This window comes from Nitratireductor sp. J20-h4 (assembly GCF_056780505.1).
Map to the genome: position 1 here is coordinate 3238241 of NZ_CM165557.1, position 16276 is coordinate 3254516.

At 65.5% G+C, this 16276-nt stretch carries 15 protein-coding genes; 11 read left to right on the top strand and 4 right to left on the bottom strand.

Translation table 11 applies throughout. The annotated features are described in order from the left end of the window. A complete protein-coding gene (gene xdhA / locus ACT2B0_RS15635; RefSeq protein WP_473459014.1) occupies nt 1-1476 on the bottom strand; it encodes a xanthine dehydrogenase small subunit in 1476 nt (491 codons plus the stop codon). A gap of 3 nt (nt 1477-1479) precedes the next feature. Beyond that, nucleotides 1480-1842: a hydroxyisourate hydrolase gene (gene uraH / locus ACT2B0_RS15640; protein WP_473459016.1), complete on the bottom strand. Its 363-nt coding sequence runs from the start codon at nt 1840-1842 to the stop codon at nt 1480-1482. Nucleotides 1843-2053: 211 nt separating this feature from the next. On the opposite strand from uraH, the gene puuE reads away from it, so the two are divergent. From puuE to ACT2B0_RS15660, 4 genes are read left to right on the top strand one after another with little or no spacing between them, the layout of a single operon-like run. Then, the gene (gene puuE, locus ACT2B0_RS15645; protein ID WP_473459018.1) at nt 2054-3496 is read left to right on the top strand and encodes an allantoinase PuuE; all 1443 of its coding nucleotides are present in this window, start codon (nt 2054-2056) and stop codon (nt 3494-3496) included. A gap of 11 nt (nt 3497-3507) precedes the next feature. Then, nucleotides 3508-4344 (top strand): bifunctional allantoicase/(S)-ureidoglycine aminohydrolase, encoded by an 837-nt coding sequence (locus ACT2B0_RS15650; protein WP_473459020.1) that lies wholly within the window; start codon nt 3508-3510, stop codon nt 4342-4344. Further along, complete coding sequence (locus ACT2B0_RS15655; RefSeq protein ID WP_473459022.1) at nt 4341-4853, top strand: ureidoglycolate lyase; 513 nt, start codon at nt 4341-4343, stop codon at nt 4851-4853. The genes ACT2B0_RS15650 and ACT2B0_RS15655 overlap by 4 nt, the downstream gene beginning before the upstream one ends. Before the next feature lie 46 nt (nt 4854-4899). Then, nucleotides 4900-5439 carry a nucleoside deaminase gene (locus ACT2B0_RS15660; RefSeq protein ID WP_473466029.1) on the top strand — a complete coding sequence of 180 codons (540 nt, stop codon included), beginning with the start codon at nt 4900-4902 and terminating at the stop codon, nt 5437-5439. 15 nt (nt 5440-5454) lie between these two features. Here the strand turns inward: ACT2B0_RS15660 and ACT2B0_RS15665 are convergent, their stop codons facing one another. Beyond that, the gene (locus ACT2B0_RS15665; protein ID WP_473459024.1) at nt 5455-6078 is read right to left on the bottom strand and encodes a YybH family protein; all 624 of its coding nucleotides are present in this window, start codon (nt 6076-6078) and stop codon (nt 5455-5457) included. Here ACT2B0_RS15665 and ACT2B0_RS15670 point away from each other — a divergent pair. The 6 genes from ACT2B0_RS15670 to ACT2B0_RS15695 all read left to right on the top strand — a co-directional run bounded on the left by ACT2B0_RS15670 (nt 6065) and on the right by ACT2B0_RS15695 (nt 14239). Then, on the top strand, nt 6065-8080 hold the full coding sequence (locus ACT2B0_RS15670) for a CocE/NonD family hydrolase (RefSeq protein WP_473459026.1): 2016 nt from the start codon (nt 6065-6067) through the stop codon (nt 8078-8080). The two genes, ACT2B0_RS15665 and ACT2B0_RS15670, sit on opposite strands and share 14 nt — an antisense overlap. Before the next feature lie 152 nt (nt 8081-8232). Beyond that, complete coding sequence (locus ACT2B0_RS15675) at nt 8233-9822, top strand: ABC transporter substrate-binding protein (RefSeq protein ID WP_473459028.1); 1590 nt, start codon at nt 8233-8235, stop codon at nt 9820-9822. Nucleotides 9823-9837: 15 nt separating this feature from the next. Beyond that, complete coding sequence (locus tag ACT2B0_RS15680) at nt 9838-10797, top strand: ABC transporter permease (RefSeq protein ID WP_473459030.1); 960 nt, start codon at nt 9838-9840, stop codon at nt 10795-10797. A gap of 10 nt (nt 10798-10807) precedes the next feature. Further along, a complete protein-coding gene (locus tag ACT2B0_RS15685; protein ID WP_473459032.1) occupies nt 10808-11632 on the top strand; it encodes an ABC transporter permease in 825 nt (274 codons plus the stop codon). Then, nucleotides 11632-13296 (top strand): ABC transporter ATP-binding protein, encoded by a 1665-nt coding sequence (locus tag ACT2B0_RS15690; protein ID WP_473459034.1) that lies wholly within the window; start codon nt 11632-11634, stop codon nt 13294-13296. Before ACT2B0_RS15685 ends, ACT2B0_RS15690 begins: the two co-directional genes overlap by 1 nt. 97 nt (nt 13297-13393) lie before the next feature. After that, complete coding sequence (locus ACT2B0_RS15695; RefSeq protein ID WP_473459036.1) at nt 13394-14239, top strand: alkaline phosphatase family protein; 846 nt, start codon at nt 13394-13396, stop codon at nt 14237-14239. Nucleotides 14240-14242: 3 nt separating this feature from the next. On the opposite strand, the gene ACT2B0_RS15700 is transcribed toward ACT2B0_RS15695, so the two are convergent. Further along, nucleotides 14243-15226 (bottom strand): GlxA family transcriptional regulator, encoded by a 984-nt coding sequence (locus tag ACT2B0_RS15700; protein ID WP_473459038.1) that lies wholly within the window; start codon nt 15224-15226, stop codon nt 14243-14245. Nucleotides 15227-15308: 82 nt separating this feature from the next. On the opposite strand from ACT2B0_RS15700, the gene bcoG reads away from it, so the two are divergent. Further along, nucleotides 15309-16226: a 3-dehydrocarnitine:acetyl-CoA trimethylamine transferase BcoG gene (gene bcoG, locus ACT2B0_RS15705; RefSeq protein ID WP_473459040.1), complete on the top strand. Its 918-nt coding sequence runs from the start codon at nt 15309-15311 to the stop codon at nt 16224-16226. Nucleotides 16227-16276: the final 50 nt, after the last annotated feature.

The window sequence follows — 16276 nt, forward strand, 5'->3', positions numbered from 1 at the left end:
CTAGGCCGCCTCGTAACGTGACACCTGCACCGGTGTGCCGCGCGTCGTTGTTTCCAGATAGAACCGACGAAGCAGGTTGCGGGCGGCCAGCATGCGATAGTCGGCCGAGGCGCGCATGTCGCTGATCGGGGCGAAATCCTGCGCATAGGCCTCGATCGCGGCATCCACCGTGTCGCTCGACCACGGCTTGCCGGTGAGCGCGGCCTCCACCGCCGCGGCGCGTTTGGGCGTCGCAGCCATGCCTCCATAGGCGATCCGCACCGACGCCACCGTGCCATCCGCCGCGAGCGTCAGATGAAACGCGCCGAGCGCGGCCGTAATGTCCTCATCGCGCCGTTTGGTCAGCTTGTAGACCGCGTAGTGCGTGCCTTGGTCGGGCACCGGTACGTCGATGCGTTCGACGAACTCGCCCGGCCGCCGGTCCTGCTTGCCGTAATCGATGAAGAAATCCTCGAGCGCGATGGTACGCCGGGTTTCGCCCTTGCGCAGGGTCACGGTGGCGCCGAGCGCGATCAGCGGCGGCGGCGTGTCGCCGATCGGCGAGCCGTTGGCGATATTGCCGCCGATCGTGCCCATATTGCGCACCTGCTCGCCGCCGATCCGGTCGATCAGCGGCCCGAAGGCCGGAATGCGGCGCGACAGGAGCGAAAACGCTTCCGTATAGGACACACAGGCGCCGATCGAGATGACGCCGTCCTTTTCCGTCATGGCGTGCAACGCGTCCAGGTGGGCGATGAACACCACCGGCGCGATCTCGCGCATGAACTTGGTCACCCACAGCCCGACATCGGTCGAGCCGGCGACGATCGTCGCCGTGGGTTCGGCCTCCAGAACCGCGGCCAGATCGTCGACGCTGGCCGGAATGACGAGACGCTGACCGTCCTGGCCGATCTCCACACGCGCGCCGTCCCTGAACGCGTTCAGCGCCGCTTCCACGCGCGCCCGCTCGCCGGCCAGCACGTCGCTGTCGACGCGGCCATAGCTTGATATCGCGAGCGCGGCCTTGACGATCGGCTGGTAGCCCGTGCAGCGGCACAGATTGCCTTGCAGTGCCTTTTCGATATCGGCCTCGGTCGGATCGGCGCGGCGCATCCACAAGGCATAAAGCGACATCACGAAGCCCGGCGTGCAGAAGCCGCATTGCGAGCCGTGGAAATCGACCATCGCCTGCTGCACGGGATGCAGCGCGCCGTCCTGCCCTTTCAGATGTTCCACGGTGACGACGTGGCATCCGTTGACGGAGCCGAGGAAACGGATGCAGGCATTGACGCTTTCATAGATCAGTCCGTCCGGCGTCAGGCGGCCGACCAGCACCGTGCAGGCGCCGCAATCGCCTTCCGCGCAGCCTTCCTTCGTCCCCTTGAGCGAGCGCCTGAGGCGCAGATAGTCGAGCAAGGTCTCGTCGGCGCGCACATCCGGCAGCGCGGTTTCCACGCCATTGAGCATGAAGCGGATTTCGGAACGGATTTCAGTCATCGTTCAACTGCCCCTGTAAGTCGAGTAGCCGTAGGGCGAGAGCAGCAACGGCACGTGATAATGGGTCGTCTCGGCCATGCCGAACCGCAACGGGATCTCGTCGAGAAAGGCCGGCTCCGGCAGCTCCGCACCGTTGGCGCGCAGATAGTCGCCAGCAGCAAACACCAGTTCGTACTGGCCGGTCGCGAATGCGTCGCCGGCCAGCATCGGCGCATCGCAGCGCCCGTCGGCATTGGTCGAGACGGTCTTGAGATGGGTGCGGCGTTCGCCCTCGATGCGATAGAGCGCGATCGACAGACCGGCCGCCGGCTTGCCGGTCGCCGTGTCCAGCACATGCGTTGTCAAACGTCCTTCACTCGCCGCCATTCCTCGCCGTCCTCTCCCATCGTCGTCAACTGGCCGAGGCTTTCACCCCAGCATTGCGATTGTGCAGCAAATCGCGGTCGCGCATAAGGTTCAACCGGCGGAAGCGCTTTGAAAAGACTTTCAAATTTTTTTGGGGCAATCACGCCACGGCCCTTTGATACTCTGAACATGAAGAGCTGAAATTTCCGTCCGGAAGGAAGACAGTAAAGCGATGCAGCCGACCAGATATCCTCGTGACATGCGCGGCTACGGCGCCAACCCGCCCGACCCGGAATGGCCGGGCGGTGCTCAGGTGTGCGTCCAGTTCGTGGTCAATTACGAGGAAGGCGGCGAAAACTGCGTGCTGCATGGCGACGCGGCCTCCGAAGCCTTTTTGTCGGAGATCGTCGGCGCGGCGCCATGGGCCGGCATGCGTCACTGGAACATGGAATCGATCTACGAATATGGCGCGCGGGCCGGGTTCTGGCGCCTGCACCGCCTGTTCACGCAGGCCAATGTGCCTGTGACCGTCTACGGCGTCGCCTCCGCGCTCGCACGCTCGCCCGACCAGGTCGCCGCCATGCGCGAGGCCGACTGGGAGATCGCCACACACGGGCTGCGCTGGATAGACTATCGCGACCATGCGCCGGCCGACGAACGCGCGGATCTCGACGAGGCGATCAGGCTGCATACCGAAGTGGTCGGCGAGCGCCCCGCAGGCATCTATCTCGGCCGCACCTCGGTCAATTCGGTCAGGCTCGCGGCGGAGGAAGGCGGCTTCGCCTATGTTTCCGACACCTATGACGACGAACTGCCCTATTGGCTCGACCATGACGGCCAGGGCAACGCGATCGCGCCGCAACTCGTCATCCCCTATACGCTCGACGCCAACGACATGCGCTTCGCCACGCCGCAGGGCTTCAACTCCGGCGACCAGTTCTTCGCCTATCTCAAGGACGCGTTCGACACGCTCTACGAGGAGGGTCGCAACGGTCGCCCCGGCATGCTCAATATCGGCCTGCATTGCCGGCTGATCGGCAGGCCCGGCCGCGCCGCCGCGCTGAAACGCTTCATCGACTATGTCACCAACCACGAGCGGGTCTGGATCGCACGGCGCATCGACATTGCCCGCCACTGGGCCGAGCATCACCCCTACCGGGCCCCGGCGCTGCGCCCCTCGCGCATGGGCGGCGCCGAGTTTGTCGAGCGCTTCGGCTCGATCTTCGAGCACTCGCCCTGGATCGCCGAGCGCGCCTTCATGCTCGAACTCGGCCCGGCCCACGACACGGCCGGCGGCCTGCACAACGCGCTCTGCCGCATGTTCCGTTCCGCCAGCCAGGACGAACGCCTCGGGGTTCTGACCGCGCACCCCGACCTTGCCGGCAAGCTCGCCCAGGCCAAGCGTCTGACCGCTGAATCCAGCAAGGAACAGGCCTCGGCCGGGCTCGACGCGCTGACCGACGCCGAACGGGCCCGCTTCACCGAGCTCAACACCGCCTATGTCAAGAAGTTCGGCTTCCCCTTCATCATCGCCGTCAAGGGGCTGACCAAGGACCAGATCCTGGCCGCGTTCGAGGCGCGGATCGACAATGACCGCGACATCGAATTCGCCACCGCCTGCACACAGGTGGAGCGCATCGCGCTGCTGAGGCTGAGGGACCTTCTGCCGCTATGAGGGATGTCACGATGAGCAACCGCCCCTATTACGCGCCGCGTGGCGGCCTGCCCCCGCAAACCGACTTGCTGACCGGCCGTGCGGTGTTCACCGACGCCTACGCGGTGATCCCCAAAGGCGTGATGAGCGACATCGTCACCAGCCTGCTGCCGTTCTGGGACGAGACCCGCTGCTGGGTTCTGTCGCGGCCGATGTCGGGTTTTTCGGAGACTTTTTCGCAATATATCATGGAGGTCGCGCCGGGCGGCGGCAGCGACCGCCCCGAGCCCGACGCCGGCGCCGAGGGCGCCCTGTTCGTCGTCGAGGGCGAACTGACCGTCACCGTGGGCGGCGACCGCCACACGATGGGCCCCGGCTGGTTCGGCTACCTGCCGCCCGATTGCGGCTGGAGCGCGCGCAACGAAAGCGGCGCGCCGGTGCGGTTCCACTGGATCCGCAAGGCCTATGAGCGCGTCGAGGGGATCGACGTGCCCGAGGCGTTTTTCGCCGACGAGGCCGCGATCGCCCCGACACCGATGCCCGACACCAACGGGGTGTGGGCCACCACGCGTTTCGTCGATCCGGCCGACATGCGTCACGACATGCACATCACCATTGTCACGCTCGAGCCGGGCGGGGTCATTCCCTTCGCCGAAACCCATGTCATGGAGCACGGGCTCTACGTGCTGGAGGGCAAGGCGGTCTATCGGCTGAACCAGGACTGGGTCGAGGTCGAGGCGGGCGACTTCATGTGGCTGCGCGCCTTCTGCCCCCAGGCCTGTTACGCCGGCGGGCCGGGCAAGTTCCGCTATCTGCTCTACAAGGACGTCAACCGCCACATGGCTCTCGGCGGGATCGCGCCGCGATGACGCGCGCCGTCACCGCCCAGCCGCTGACCCGCGAGGCCTTCGCCGCCTTCGGCGACGTGCTCGACACCGACTGGCCGAACCATTTTTCGATCAATAGCGGCAAGTGCGAACGCTATCACGATCTCGCCCGGGTCGAGGCCACGGGCCCGAACGCGCGCGTTCTCGTCTCGCTGTTCAAGGCCACGCCCTACGCCTTTCCCCTGACGCTCGGCATGGTCGAACGCCATCCGTTCGGCAGCCAGGCCTTCATGCCGCTGTCGCCGGCGCCGTTTCTCGTCGTGGTGTGTGCCGACGGGCCCGAGGGACCCGGCGCGCCGCATGCCTTCGTGACCGCCCCAGGCCAGGGCGTCAATTACCGCCGCAACACCTGGCATGCCGTGCTGACGCCGATCGGCGCGCCGCAGGACTTCCTGGTTGTCGACCGCGGCGGCGACGGCTCCAACCTGGAGGAATTCTTCTTCGACGCGCCGTGGGAAGTGCGCCTGCCGGAGGCCGTGACCGGTGACTGAGGCCGCACTGATCGCGCGCTTGCTCGATGTGATCGAGCAGGACATCATGCCCAAAACGGCCGAGGGCGTCCGCGCCGGCAACAAGCTGTTCGGTGCGGCGATCTTAAGGAAATCCGACCTCTCGGTGGTCGTCGCAGAGACCAACAACGAGATCGAAAACCCGCTCTGGCACGGCGAGGTGCACGCGCTGAAGCGGTTTTACGAAATGCCGCAGGAGCGGCGTCCCGATACCGCCGACTGCATCTTCGTGGCCACGCACGAACCGTGTTCCTTGTGCCTGTCGGCGATCACCTGGACCGGTTTCGACAATTTCTACTTCCTGTTCAGCCACGAGGATTCGCGCGATTCCTTCGCCATCCCGCACGATTTGAAGATTCTGAAAGAGGTCTTCACGCTCGATCCCGGCGGCTACAACGCCAAAAACGCCTACTGGACCGGCTACGCGATCCGTCGGCTGGTCGAGGCCTTGCCCGAGGCCGAACGCGCCGTTCTGCAAGAGCGCATCGCCGCGATGGCCGCCGGCTATGACGCGCTCTCGGCGGCCTATCAGTCCGGCAAATCCGGCAACGACATTCCGCTGAACTGACGCGTGACGCCGGCGCTACTTCGAGACGCCGAGCACGTGATAGATATCGCGGTCGAGCATCCAGTCCTCGCCCACCTTCTTCCAGACATGCAGGTAGCGGCCGTGGACGGTCCGCCCGCCGGCCTTGACGCTGGTTTCGCCGATCTCGACCGCCGTCGACGGTCCGACCTGGTCGATCTCGAGTATTCTGACTTCGAGCGCGCCCACGCCCTGGCCGAACGCCGACGCATAGTGCGCCGCGATCGGTCCGCGGCCGACCAGCGCCTTGCTCTGCGGCGGCAGCAGCGCGCCACGTTCGGTATAGAAGCCGGCGATACCTTGCGCGTCTTTCGCGTTGTAGGCGGCCCGGAACGCCTCGATGCGCGCGACAATCGGATTGTCCTGCGCGGCCGCCGGCATTGGGGCGAGGACCACAAGCAGACAGACGGCGATCAGTTTCCAATACCGCATCGGTTCCCCCTGGATATCCCGGCGATCATGCGGCGAGGGTTCGAAAATTTCAATTCCCCGGCCGCGCCAACCGCCCGCGCCTTGCCCCATGCGAGACAGGGCTTGCGCAAGACGCCTGGCGCATGCCTTGCTGAACAACGGCTTGTTGACAGGCTGGGCGTGGAGCGAAGCGGGCATGAAGACAGTCACCGAATTTCCCCGGAAGGTCGTCGAGTTTGCCGATATCGGCATCGCCATGCCCGACGGCTGCCGGCTGTCGGCACGCGTGTGGATGCCCGAGGACGCCGAGGCGGATCCGGTTCCGGCGATTCTGGAACACCTGCCCTATCGCAAGCGCGACGGCACCACCGCGCGCGACTGCCTGACCCACCCCTATCTCGCCGGCCACGGTTATGCCTGCCTGCGCGTCGACATGCGCGGCAACGGCGATTCCCAGGGCCTGATGGCGGATGAATATACCGAACAGGAACTCAGCGACGCCTGCGCGGTGATCGCCTGGGCGGCCGCGCAACCCTGGTGCAGCGGCCAGGTCGGCATGATGGGAATCTCCTGGGGCGGCTTCAACGCCCTGCAGGTCGCCGCCCTGCAACCGCCGGCGCTCAAGGCGATCATCACGCTGTGCTCGACCGACGACCGCTATGCCGACGACATCCACTACAAGGGCGGCCTGCTTTTGAACGAAAACCAGGGCTGGGGCGCGACCATGCTGTCTTATTCCTCGCGTCCGCCCGACCCCGCCCTCGTCGGCGAAAACTGGCGCGCCATGTGGCTCGACCGGCTCGATAACGAGCCGTTCCTGCCGGCGATCTGGCTCAACCACCAGACCCGCGACGCCTATTGGAAACACGGCTCGGTCTGCGAGGATTATTCCGCCATTAGGGCCGCCACCCTTGCCGTCGGCGGCTGGGGCGACGCCTACAAGAATGCGGTGTCGCGACTCGTTGGCGGCATCGAAAACGCACCGGTCAAGGGCATTGTCGGCCCGTGGATCCACAAATACCCGCATTTCGCCATCCCCGAACCCGCGATCGGGTTCCTACAGGAGGCGCTGCGCTGGTGGGACCGCTGGCTGAAAGGGCGCGCCACCGGCGTCGAGGACGATCCGGCGATGCGCCTCTACCTGATGGAGTCGGTGCCGCCGCGCGACTGGTACGACGAGCGGCCGGGGCGCTGGATCGCCGAACCACACTGGCCGTCGCCGGCGATCGCGCCCCGCGACCTGTTTCTCGATGAAGCGTGCGGGCTCGCGGACAAAGCCGCGCCAGCCTTCGAGGCGAAAATCGCCTCGCCGCAGGATTGCGGATTGTTCGGCGGCGAATATTGCCCGATCTGGCTCGGTCCCGACCTGCCCGGCGACCAGCGCCAGGACGATGCACGGTCGCTGTGCTTCGACGGCCGAGCGGCGGATACGACCGTCGATATCGTCGGGGCGCCAATCGTCTCGCTGACCCTTTCGGCCGATCGGCCGCGCGCCATGATCGCGGTCAGGCTGTGCGACGTCCAGCCCGACGGCGCGTCGACCCGCATCAGCTATGGCGTGCTCAACCTGTGCCACCGCGCATCGCACGACCATCCCCAGGACATCGTTCCCGGCGAAATAATGACGATTACGCTGCGGCTCGACGACATCGCCTATGCGCTCAAGCCCGGCCACCGGCTGCGCCTGGCGGTCTCCAGCGCCTATTGGCCTCTGGTCTGGCCGTCGCCCGATCCGGTCGAACTCACCCTGCACGGGGGCCGGCTCGCGCTGCCGGTGCGCGCACCCGCCACGGGCAAGAGCAATGAGGTAGACTTCCCCGGGCCCGAAGGCGCGCCGCCGTGGCGGGCCGAGACCATACGCGCCCCCACCAACAGCCGCCGGATCGAGCGTGATCCCCGCACCGGGACCGCAACCGTCATCATCAAGGACGATTTCGGCGCCTTTCGCGACTGCGAGCACGGCCTGGAGACGGGTAGCGCGGCGCGTGAAAAATGGTCGATCAATCCCCACGATCCGCTGTCGGCGCGCGGCGAAACCCACTGGACCGAGACGCTGCGGCGCGGCGACTGGTCGGTGCGCACAGAGACGTTCACGACAATGCACGCCGACCGCGAGTATTTCTTTTTGTCAGGGCGCATCGAAGCGTATGAGAATGAGAAGTTGCACTTTACGCGAGAATTTGCCAATAAAATCAAACGCAACTTCATCTAGCGGAGACGTCGCCTGCAAAGGCCCCCTCGCCATTTACGCCAGGGAATGTCGCATTCGGTCTTGCGATATGCGCGGCGATAGCGCCAATATTCCCGTCAAATAGAGGCCGGATAATCGGTCCGCGGGCAACCAAAAAGAGTGAGGAACAACCCATGTCGCAAGAACTGAAATATTTGAGCCGTCACGTCGCTGCCGGCAAGCTGAGCCGGCGTGACTTTCTGGGCCGGGCCGCCGCTCTCGGCGTCACGGCATCCTTTGCCAACACGCTCTTGAGCAGCGCGGCCAGGGCCGCCGGTCCGCAGAAAGGCGGCATCCTCAAGGCCGGCATGCAGGGTGGCGAAGCAACCAACAGCCTCGATCCGGCGAGCTTCCTGTCGCAGGTGCCGTTCACTTTCGGCAAAAGCTGGGGCGAATATCTCGTCGCGCTGACGCCTGCAGGCGGGCTCGAAAACCGCATCGCCGAGGAAATCGGTGCCTCCGACGACGCCAAGGTGTGGACCTTCAAGATCCGCGACGGCGTCGAGTTTCACAACGGCAAGACCGTCACCGCCGACGACGTGCTCGCCACGCTCGAGCGCCATTCCAATGAAGATTCCAAGTCCGGCGCGCTCGGCATCATGAAGGGCATCGAATCCATGAAGGTCGACGGCAAGGATGTCGTCGTCACGCTCAAGGAAGCCAACGCCGACCTGCCCTACCTGATGGCGGATTATCATTTGATCATCCAGCCGAACGGCGGCAAGGACGAGCCCGACGCCGGCATTTCGGCCGGTCCCTACAAGGTCACCGTCAACGAGCCCGGCGTGCGCCATGGCGGCGAACGCTTCGCCAATTACTGGCAGGGCGACAGGATGGGCTTCGCCGATCAGATCGAGATCATCGTCATCAACGATGCGACGGCGCGCACCTCCGCCCTGCAGGGTGGCCAAGTCCACCTGATCAACCGGGTCGAGCCGAAAATCGTCGATCTGGTCAAGCGCGTGCCGGGCGTGACCATCCGCAACGTGTCGGGTCGGGGCCATTACGTCTTCATCATGCATTGCAATACCGCGCCCTTCGACAACGCCGATCTGAGGATGGCGCTGAAATATGCGATGAACCGCGAGGACATGGTCGAAAAGATCCTGCGCGGCTACGGCTCGGTCGGCAACGATTTCCCGATCAATGGGGCCTACCCGCTGTTTTCCGACGATATCGAACAGCGTCCCTACGACCCGGACAAGGCCGCGTTCCATTTCAAGAAATCCGGCCATGACGGACCGGTCCTGCTGCGCACCTCCGACGTCGCCTTCCCCGGCGCGGTTGACGCGGCCCAGCTCTATCAGCAGAGTTGCGCCAAGGCCGGCATCACCATCGACGTCAAGCGCGAGCCCGGCGACGGCTACTGGTCGGAAGTGTGGAACAAGCAGCCGTTCTCGACCTCGTACTGGGGCGGCCGGCCGACACAGGACCAGATGTACTCCACCGCCTATCTTTCGTCGGCGGACTGGAACGACACCCGGTTCTTCCGTGAGGATTTCGACAAGCTGATCATCGCCGCAAGGGCGGAGCTCGACGAGGCCAAGCGCAAGGCGATGTATCGCGACGCCGCGCTCATGGTGCGCGATGATGGCGGTCTGATCTTGCCGATGTTCAACGACTTCATCGACGCCTCGACCGACAAGGTCGACGGATGGGAACCTCATCCGGCGGCCGAAATGATGGACGGCTACGCCCTTGCAAAGTGCTGGCTGACGGCCTGAGAGGGCCGTTGACCAATGGGTTCATCCATCGCAACGCTCATCGCCCAGCGCATCGCGCTGGGCGTCCTTCTCCTCCTTGCCGTGTCGGTTCTCATCTTCGCCGGCACCCAGATTCTTCCCGGCGACGTTGCCCAATCGATCCTCGGCAATCAGGCGACCCCGGAGGCGCTCGCCAATCTGCGCAAGGAACTGGGCCTCAACGATCCCGCCATCGTGCGCTATTTCGCCTGGCTTGGCGGCGTTCTGACCGGTGATCTCGGCACCGCGCTGACCACGCGTCAGGATATCGCCACCACGCTGCTGCCGCGGCTGTGGAACACGCTGTTTCTGGCGTTCTGGGCGGCGGTGGTCTCGGTCCCGCTCGCCATCATCCTGGGCCTGCTCGCGGTGCGTTATCGCAACGGCCCGATCGACAAGGCGATCTCCGGTTTCGCGCTCGCCTCGACCTCGCTGCCGGAATTCTTCGTCGGCTACCTGCTGATCTTCTTCGTCGCCGTCAAACTGCAATGGTTTCCCTCGATCTCCACCGTCTATGACGGCATGCCGCTGCTGTCGAAACTGCAGGCGATCGTGCTGCCGGCAACCGTTCTGGTCCTCGTGGTGCTCGCGCATATGATGCGCATGACACGCGCCGCGATCCTCAACGTCATGCAGTCGGCCTATATCGAAACCGCCGAACTGAAGGGGCTGTCGGCCTTCGACATCATCCGCAAACACGCCTTTCCCAACGCGATCGCGCCGATCGTCAACGTGGTCATGCTCAACCTCGCCTTCCTGGTGGTCGGCGTCGTCGTGGTCGAGGTCATCTTCGTCTATCCCGGTCTCGGCCAGTATCTCGTCGACCATGTCGCCAAGCGCGACGTGCCGGTGGTGCAGGCGGTCGGTCTGATTTTCGCAGCGGTCTATATCAGCTTGAACATCATCGCGGACATCACGGCGATCCTCGCCAATCCGCGCCTCAGGCATCCGAAGTGAGGGCAGCCGCATGTTCACGCTGACACGCATCCCGTTCGCCGCCGCCCTGGGACTGGTCTTCACCGCGCTATTCCTGTTCGTCGCGATCTTCGCGCCGCTGATTGCGCCCTATCCGCTGTCGCAAATCGTCGGCGACGTATGGGAACCGATGTCGTCCACCCATCTTCTGGGAACCGACAATCTCGGCCGTGATCTGCTGTCGCGCATGATCTTCGGCGCCCGCACCACCATCTTCATCGCCGTAATGGCGACGGCGGTCTCCTTCATCACCGGCGCCGTGCTCGGTTTCACGGCCGCCGTCGTCGGTGGCTGGTTCGACACCATCATGTCGCGTTTCGTCGATCTTTTGATGTCGATCCCAACATTGATCTTCGGCCTCGTCGTCCTGTCGGTGCTGCCCTCGACCATTCTCACGCTCGTCCTGGTCATGGGTATCCTGGACTCCACGCGGGTCTACCGGCTGTCGCGCGCCGTCGCCGTCGACATCAACGTGATGGACTTCGTCGAGGCCGCGAAACTGCGCGGCGAACGCATGGGCTGGATCATCTTCCGCGAGATTCTGCCCAACGCGCTCTCGCCACTGGTTTCCGAACTCGGCCTGCGCTTCATCTACGCCGTTCTCTTCCTTTCGGCGCTGTCCTTCCTCGGCCTTGGCGTGCAGCCGCCCGAGGCGGACTGGGGCGGCATGGTCAAGGAAAACAAGGAAGGCATCGTGTTCGGCATCCCCGCGGCATTGATACCGGCGGCGGCGATCGCCGTGCTGGCAATCTCCGTCAACCTGGTCGCCGACTGGGTTCTCAACCGGACGACGAGCCTCAAGGGAGGGCGTGGCTGATGGCCCGCACGCAGGCAAAACCGACCACGGACGGGCCGCTGCTTCAGATCCGCAATCTGCGCATCGAAGCGACGGTCTATCCGCCCGGCGAAGCTCCGCACGACATCACCATCGTCGACGACGTGTCGCTGAAGCTCGAAAAGGGCAAGGTGCTCGGGCTGATCGGCGAATCGGGGGCCGGCAAGTCGACCATCGGCCTGTCGGCCATGGGTTACGGTCGCGGCGGCGTCAGGATCACCGGCGGTGAGGTCTTCCTCAACGGGCGCGACATCCTCAAGGGCGGTCTCGGCGGCCTGCGCCGGCTGCGCGGGCGCGAAGTGTGTTATGTCGCCCAGTCGGCCGCCGCCGCCTTCAACCCGGCCCACAAGCTGATGGACCAGGTGGTGGAGGCGGCGCTGCTGCACGGCACTGCCTCGCGCGCGGAAGCCGAGAAGCGGGCGATCAATCTGTTTCGAAAACTCTCGCTGCCCAATCCCGAGACGATCGGCGAACGCTATCCCCACCAGGTCTCGGGCGGCCAGCTCCAGCGCGTGATGACGGCGATGGCGCTCTGCCCGGAGCCGGACCTGATCGTCTTCGACGAGCCCACGACCGCGCTCGACGTCACCACCCAGATCGACGTGCTGGCCGCCATCAAGGACGCGATCCAGGACACCGGCGTTGCCGCGCTCTACATCACCCATGACTTGGCGGTCGTCGCCCAGGTTTCCGACGAGATCATGGTGCTGCGCAACGGCAAGCTGGTTGAATGGGGCGAGACACAGCAGATCATCACCGAACCGCGGCGCGAATACACCAACCAGCTCGTGTCCGTGCACCAGATCGCGCATCAGGAAAAGGACGCGCTCGGCGAGCCGCTTTTGAAGGTCGAAAACGTCACCGCCGCTTATGGCGGCGGCATGGTGGACGTGTTGAAGAACGTCTCGGTCGAGATCAGGCCGGGCCAGACGCTGGCGGTGGTCGGCGAATCGGGATCCGGCAAGTCGACACTGGCGCGCGCCATCACCGGCCTGTTGCCGCCGCGCCAGGGCACGATCACCTTCGAAGGCCGCGAACTGCCGGCGAGGCTTGCCACCCGCACCCGCGACGATCTGCGTGAATTGCAGATGATCTACCAGATGGCAGACGTGGCGATGAACCCGCGCCAGACGGTCGGCACCATCATCGGCCGGCCGCTCGAGTTCTATTTCGGCATGCGCGGCGCCGAACGCGACAAGCGCGTCGGCGAACTTCTCGAGGAAATCGAGATGGGCACAGGTTTCCTCGACCGCTATCCGGCCGAGCTTTCCGGCGGCCAGAAGCAGCGCGTATGCATCGCCCGGGCGCTGGCGGCCAAACCGAAGCTCATCATTTGCGACGAAGTAACGAGCGCGCTCGACCCGCTGGTCGCCAACGGCATCCTCAAACTGCTGTTGAACCTGCAGGAGATCGAGCACGTCGCCTACCTGTTCATCACCCACGATCTGGCGACGGTGAAGTCGATCGCCGATTCGATCGCGGTGATGTATCGCGGCGAGGTGGTGCGCTACGGCCCGAAATCCGAGGTGCTCGCGCCGCCCTTCGACGACTATACCGACCTGCTTCTGTCCTCGGTACCCGAGATGGAGGTCGGCTGGCTGGAAAAGGCGATCGCCGGCCGCAAGATGCAAAGCGCGGGAAACTGACACTCCCGACCGGGCGGAAACGTGGCGGCGACGGCCGGAGTGCGTTCCGGCGCGCCCTGCCGACCGGCCCGGCCAACACATTGACGAAAGCGTTACCATGCCTGTTTCATCGAAACTTCTCCTGATCATTCTCGACGGCGTGCCGTGGCGTAATTGGCGGCGCCTGTTCGGCAATCTCGAAGGGTGGGTGCAGTCCGGCGAGGCGCGGGTGTGGAAGATGCGGGCCGTGCTGCCGTCGATGTCGGCCTGTTGCTACGCCTCGATCCACACCGGCGTGCCACCGCAGGTGCATGGCATCCTGTCCAACGAGGTGCGCTTCCGCGTCGCCCAGCCCGACATTTTTTCCGAGGTGACCAAGGCCGGCGGCACGACCGGGGCCGTCACCCATTCCTACTGGTCGGAATTCTTCAACCGTCATCCCTTCGATTTCGTCGGCGACATCGAATATGACGAACCGGGCGGGCCGATCACCCACGGCCGTTTCCACACCATGACCGGCTACGGCCACGACAACCAGATGACGCCGTCTGACGCCGATTTGTTCGCGACGCTGTCGATGCTCGCCGCCCGCCACGGCATCGATTACGGTATCCTGCACACCTGCACGCTGGATTCGATGGGCCATCGTTTCGGTCACGACAACACGCCGATGGACCATGCCTGCGCTGTCATGGACGGCATGCTGGCCGCCTTCCTGCCGCGCTGGCTGGAATCCGGCTACGAGGTGATCGTCACTGCCGACCACGGCCAGACCGACCGCGGCCACCATGGCGGACGCGAGGATCTGCAGCAGGATTTCGCGCTTTATTATTTCGGACCGGCCGCCGGGCCCGACGACGACATGCTGCTCGACCAGCTCCAGCTCGCACCGACCATCCTGACGCGGCTCGGCGTGCCGGTCCCCGAAACGATGAGCGCCCGGCCGTTCCTGCGCGGCGGCTGATAGTCAGCGCCCGCCGCGCATCGCCGAGGGCGGGCGACCGAACGCCACGGCAAAGGCCCGGCTGAAGGCGGAGGCGGAGGAAAAGCCGCTCCGCGCGGCAATGTCGGCCATCGGCTCGCTCGTGTCGAGCACCAGCCGCCGCGCCGCCGCCAGGCGCAGCCGCAGATAATAGGCGCCGGGCGTTTCGCCGACCGCGTCGGCGAACAGCGTTTCCAGCCGGCGCGCGCTGACCCCACAACGCCGCGCCAGCGCCGAGACCGGCAAGGGCCGGTCGACATGGCTTTCCATCAGCCGGATCGCCTGGGCCACGCGCGCATCGTAGCCGTCGAGCCGGCCGAGTGAGACCAGCGGCTGGGCGTCCGTCGCCGCCCGCGCCTGGTCGTAGATGAACACGCTCGCCACATCGAGCGCGACCGCCATGCCGAGCCGCGAGCGCACCAGGTGCAGCATCAGGTCGAAGGTCGGCGAGGCGCCGCCGGCCGTAAACACCGGCCCGTCGATCACATACCGGTCGGGACGCACCTCGCAACCGGGAAAACGCGCGGAAAAATCCTCCAGATCCTCCCAATGGGTGGTCGCCGCCCGTCCCTCCAGAAGACCGGCCGCGCCGAGCAGCCACGATCCCGCCTCGATGCCGCCGACCGCGCGTGCCTGCCGGGCGGCGCGCCGCACCCCGGCGATCAGTCCCGGCGTCGCGGCAAGCCTGGTGCCGAAGCCGCCGACCACGATCAGGGCGTCGCTGCGGCGCGCGGGGTCGAAGCGGCCGGCCACGGCAACCGGCAGGCCGCAGGTGGTGACCGGCGCGTCTCCGTCGGCCGACACGATGGTCCAGTCGAACAGCGTCTCGCCGGCGATGCGGTTTGCCGCCCGCAGCGGATCGATCGCCGAGGCCACGCACATGATCGAGGCGCCGGAAAAAACCAGAAAGGTGAGCGCGAGCGGCGCCCGTTCTGGCTGGAAGATCGAAGCGACTTCGTTTTTCATCAATAACAATTCGTAAATCGTGAAGCATCTCTCTGCAAGCCGGGCGATGCTTCCGCCCGGATCGGACGCGAACCGGAGGATCGCCATGCCCCTTACGATGAACCGCGAGGTCTTCGTCACCTGTGCCGTCACCGGCTCGGGCGGCACGCAGGACCGCAGTCCGCACGTGCCGCGTTCGCCCAAGGCGATCGCCGAAGCGGCGATCGCAGCCGCCAAGGCTGGCGCCGCGATCGTGCATTGCCATGTGCGCGACCCCGAAACCGGCGCGCCGCGCCGCGACGTCGCGCTCTACCGCGAAGTGACCGAACGCATCCGCGACGCCGAAGTGGACGTGGTCCTCAACCTGACCGCCGGCATGGGCGGCGACATGGTGTTCGGCCCGACCGACAAGCCGCTGCCGCTCAAGGAAAACGGCACCGACATGGCCGGCGCCGCCGAGCGTGTCGAGCATGTGCGTCAGTGCCGGCCGGAGATCTGCACCCTCGACTGCGGCACGATGAATTTCGCCGAGGCCGACTACGTGATGACCAACACGCCCGGCATGTTGCGCGCCATGGGCGGCCTGATGACCGAGATCGGCGTCAAGCCGGAGGTCGAGGCGTTCGACACCGGCCATCTGTGGTTCGCCAAACAGCTTGTCGAAGAGGGTATTTTGAAGCCCGACGCGCTGGTGCAATTGTGCATGGGCGTGCCGTGGGGCGCGCCCGACGATCTCAATACTTTCATGGCGATGGTCAACAACGTGCCCCGGGACTGGACCTTTTCCGCCTTTGCGCTCGGCCGCAACCAGATGGCCTATGTCGCCGCCTCGGTGCTCGCCGGCGGCCATGTGCGCGTCGGGCTCGAGGACAATCTCTGGCTCGAAAAAGGCGTCCTGGCGACGAACGCGCAACTGGTCGAGCGCGCCGTGTCGGTCGTCGAGGCGATGGGGGCGCGCATTCTCGGTCCCGAAGAGGTGCGACAGAAACTCGGCCTGGAAAAACGCCCGCCGCTGGCAGCCTAGTCCCGCGACTTGAGACAATGGGCGAGATAGCGTGCAGCGTTCGTGAACCG

Bases quoted from the DNA above. Each gene is read 5' to 3' on its own strand.
- ACT2B0_RS15685 (WP_473459032.1), top strand. From the start codon at position 10,808: ATGTTCACGCTGACACGCATCCCGTTCGCCGCCGCCCTGGGACTGGTC.
- ACT2B0_RS15680 (WP_473459030.1), top strand. From the start codon at position 9,838: ATGGGTTCATCCATCGCAACGCTCATCGCCCAGCGCATCGCGCTGGGC.
- ACT2B0_RS15650 (WP_473459020.1), top strand. From the start codon at position 3,508: ATGAGCAACCGCCCCTATTACGCGCCGCGTGGCGGCCTGCCCCCGCAA.
- ACT2B0_RS15690 (WP_473459034.1), top strand. From the start codon at position 11,632: ATGGCCCGCACGCAGGCAAAACCGACCACGGACGGGCCGCTGCTTCAG.
- uraH (WP_473459016.1), bottom strand. From the start codon at position 1,842: ATGGCGGCGAGTGAAGGACGTTTGACAACGCATGTGCTGGACACGGCG.
- ACT2B0_RS15675 (WP_473459028.1), top strand. From the start codon at position 8,233: ATGTCGCAAGAACTGAAATATTTGAGCCGTCACGTCGCTGCCGGCAAG.
- bcoG (WP_473459040.1), top strand. From the start codon at position 15,309: ATGCCCCTTACGATGAACCGCGAGGTCTTCGTCACCTGTGCCGTCACC.
- ACT2B0_RS15670 (WP_473459026.1), top strand. From the start codon at position 6,065: ATGAAGACAGTCACCGAATTTCCCCGGAAGGTCGTCGAGTTTGCCGAT.
- puuE (WP_473459018.1), top strand. From the start codon at position 2,054: ATGCAGCCGACCAGATATCCTCGTGACATGCGCGGCTACGGCGCCAAC.
- xdhA (WP_473459014.1), bottom strand. From the start codon at position 1,476: ATGACTGAAATCCGTTCCGAAATCCGCTTCATGCTCAATGGCGTGGAA.
- ACT2B0_RS15655 (WP_473459022.1), top strand. From the start codon at position 4,341: ATGACGCGCGCCGTCACCGCCCAGCCGCTGACCCGCGAGGCCTTCGCC.
- ACT2B0_RS15660 (WP_473466029.1), top strand. From the start codon at position 4,900: ATGCCCAAAACGGCCGAGGGCGTCCGCGCCGGCAACAAGCTGTTCGGT.
- ACT2B0_RS15695 (WP_473459036.1), top strand. From the start codon at position 13,394: ATGCCTGTTTCATCGAAACTTCTCCTGATCATTCTCGACGGCGTGCCG.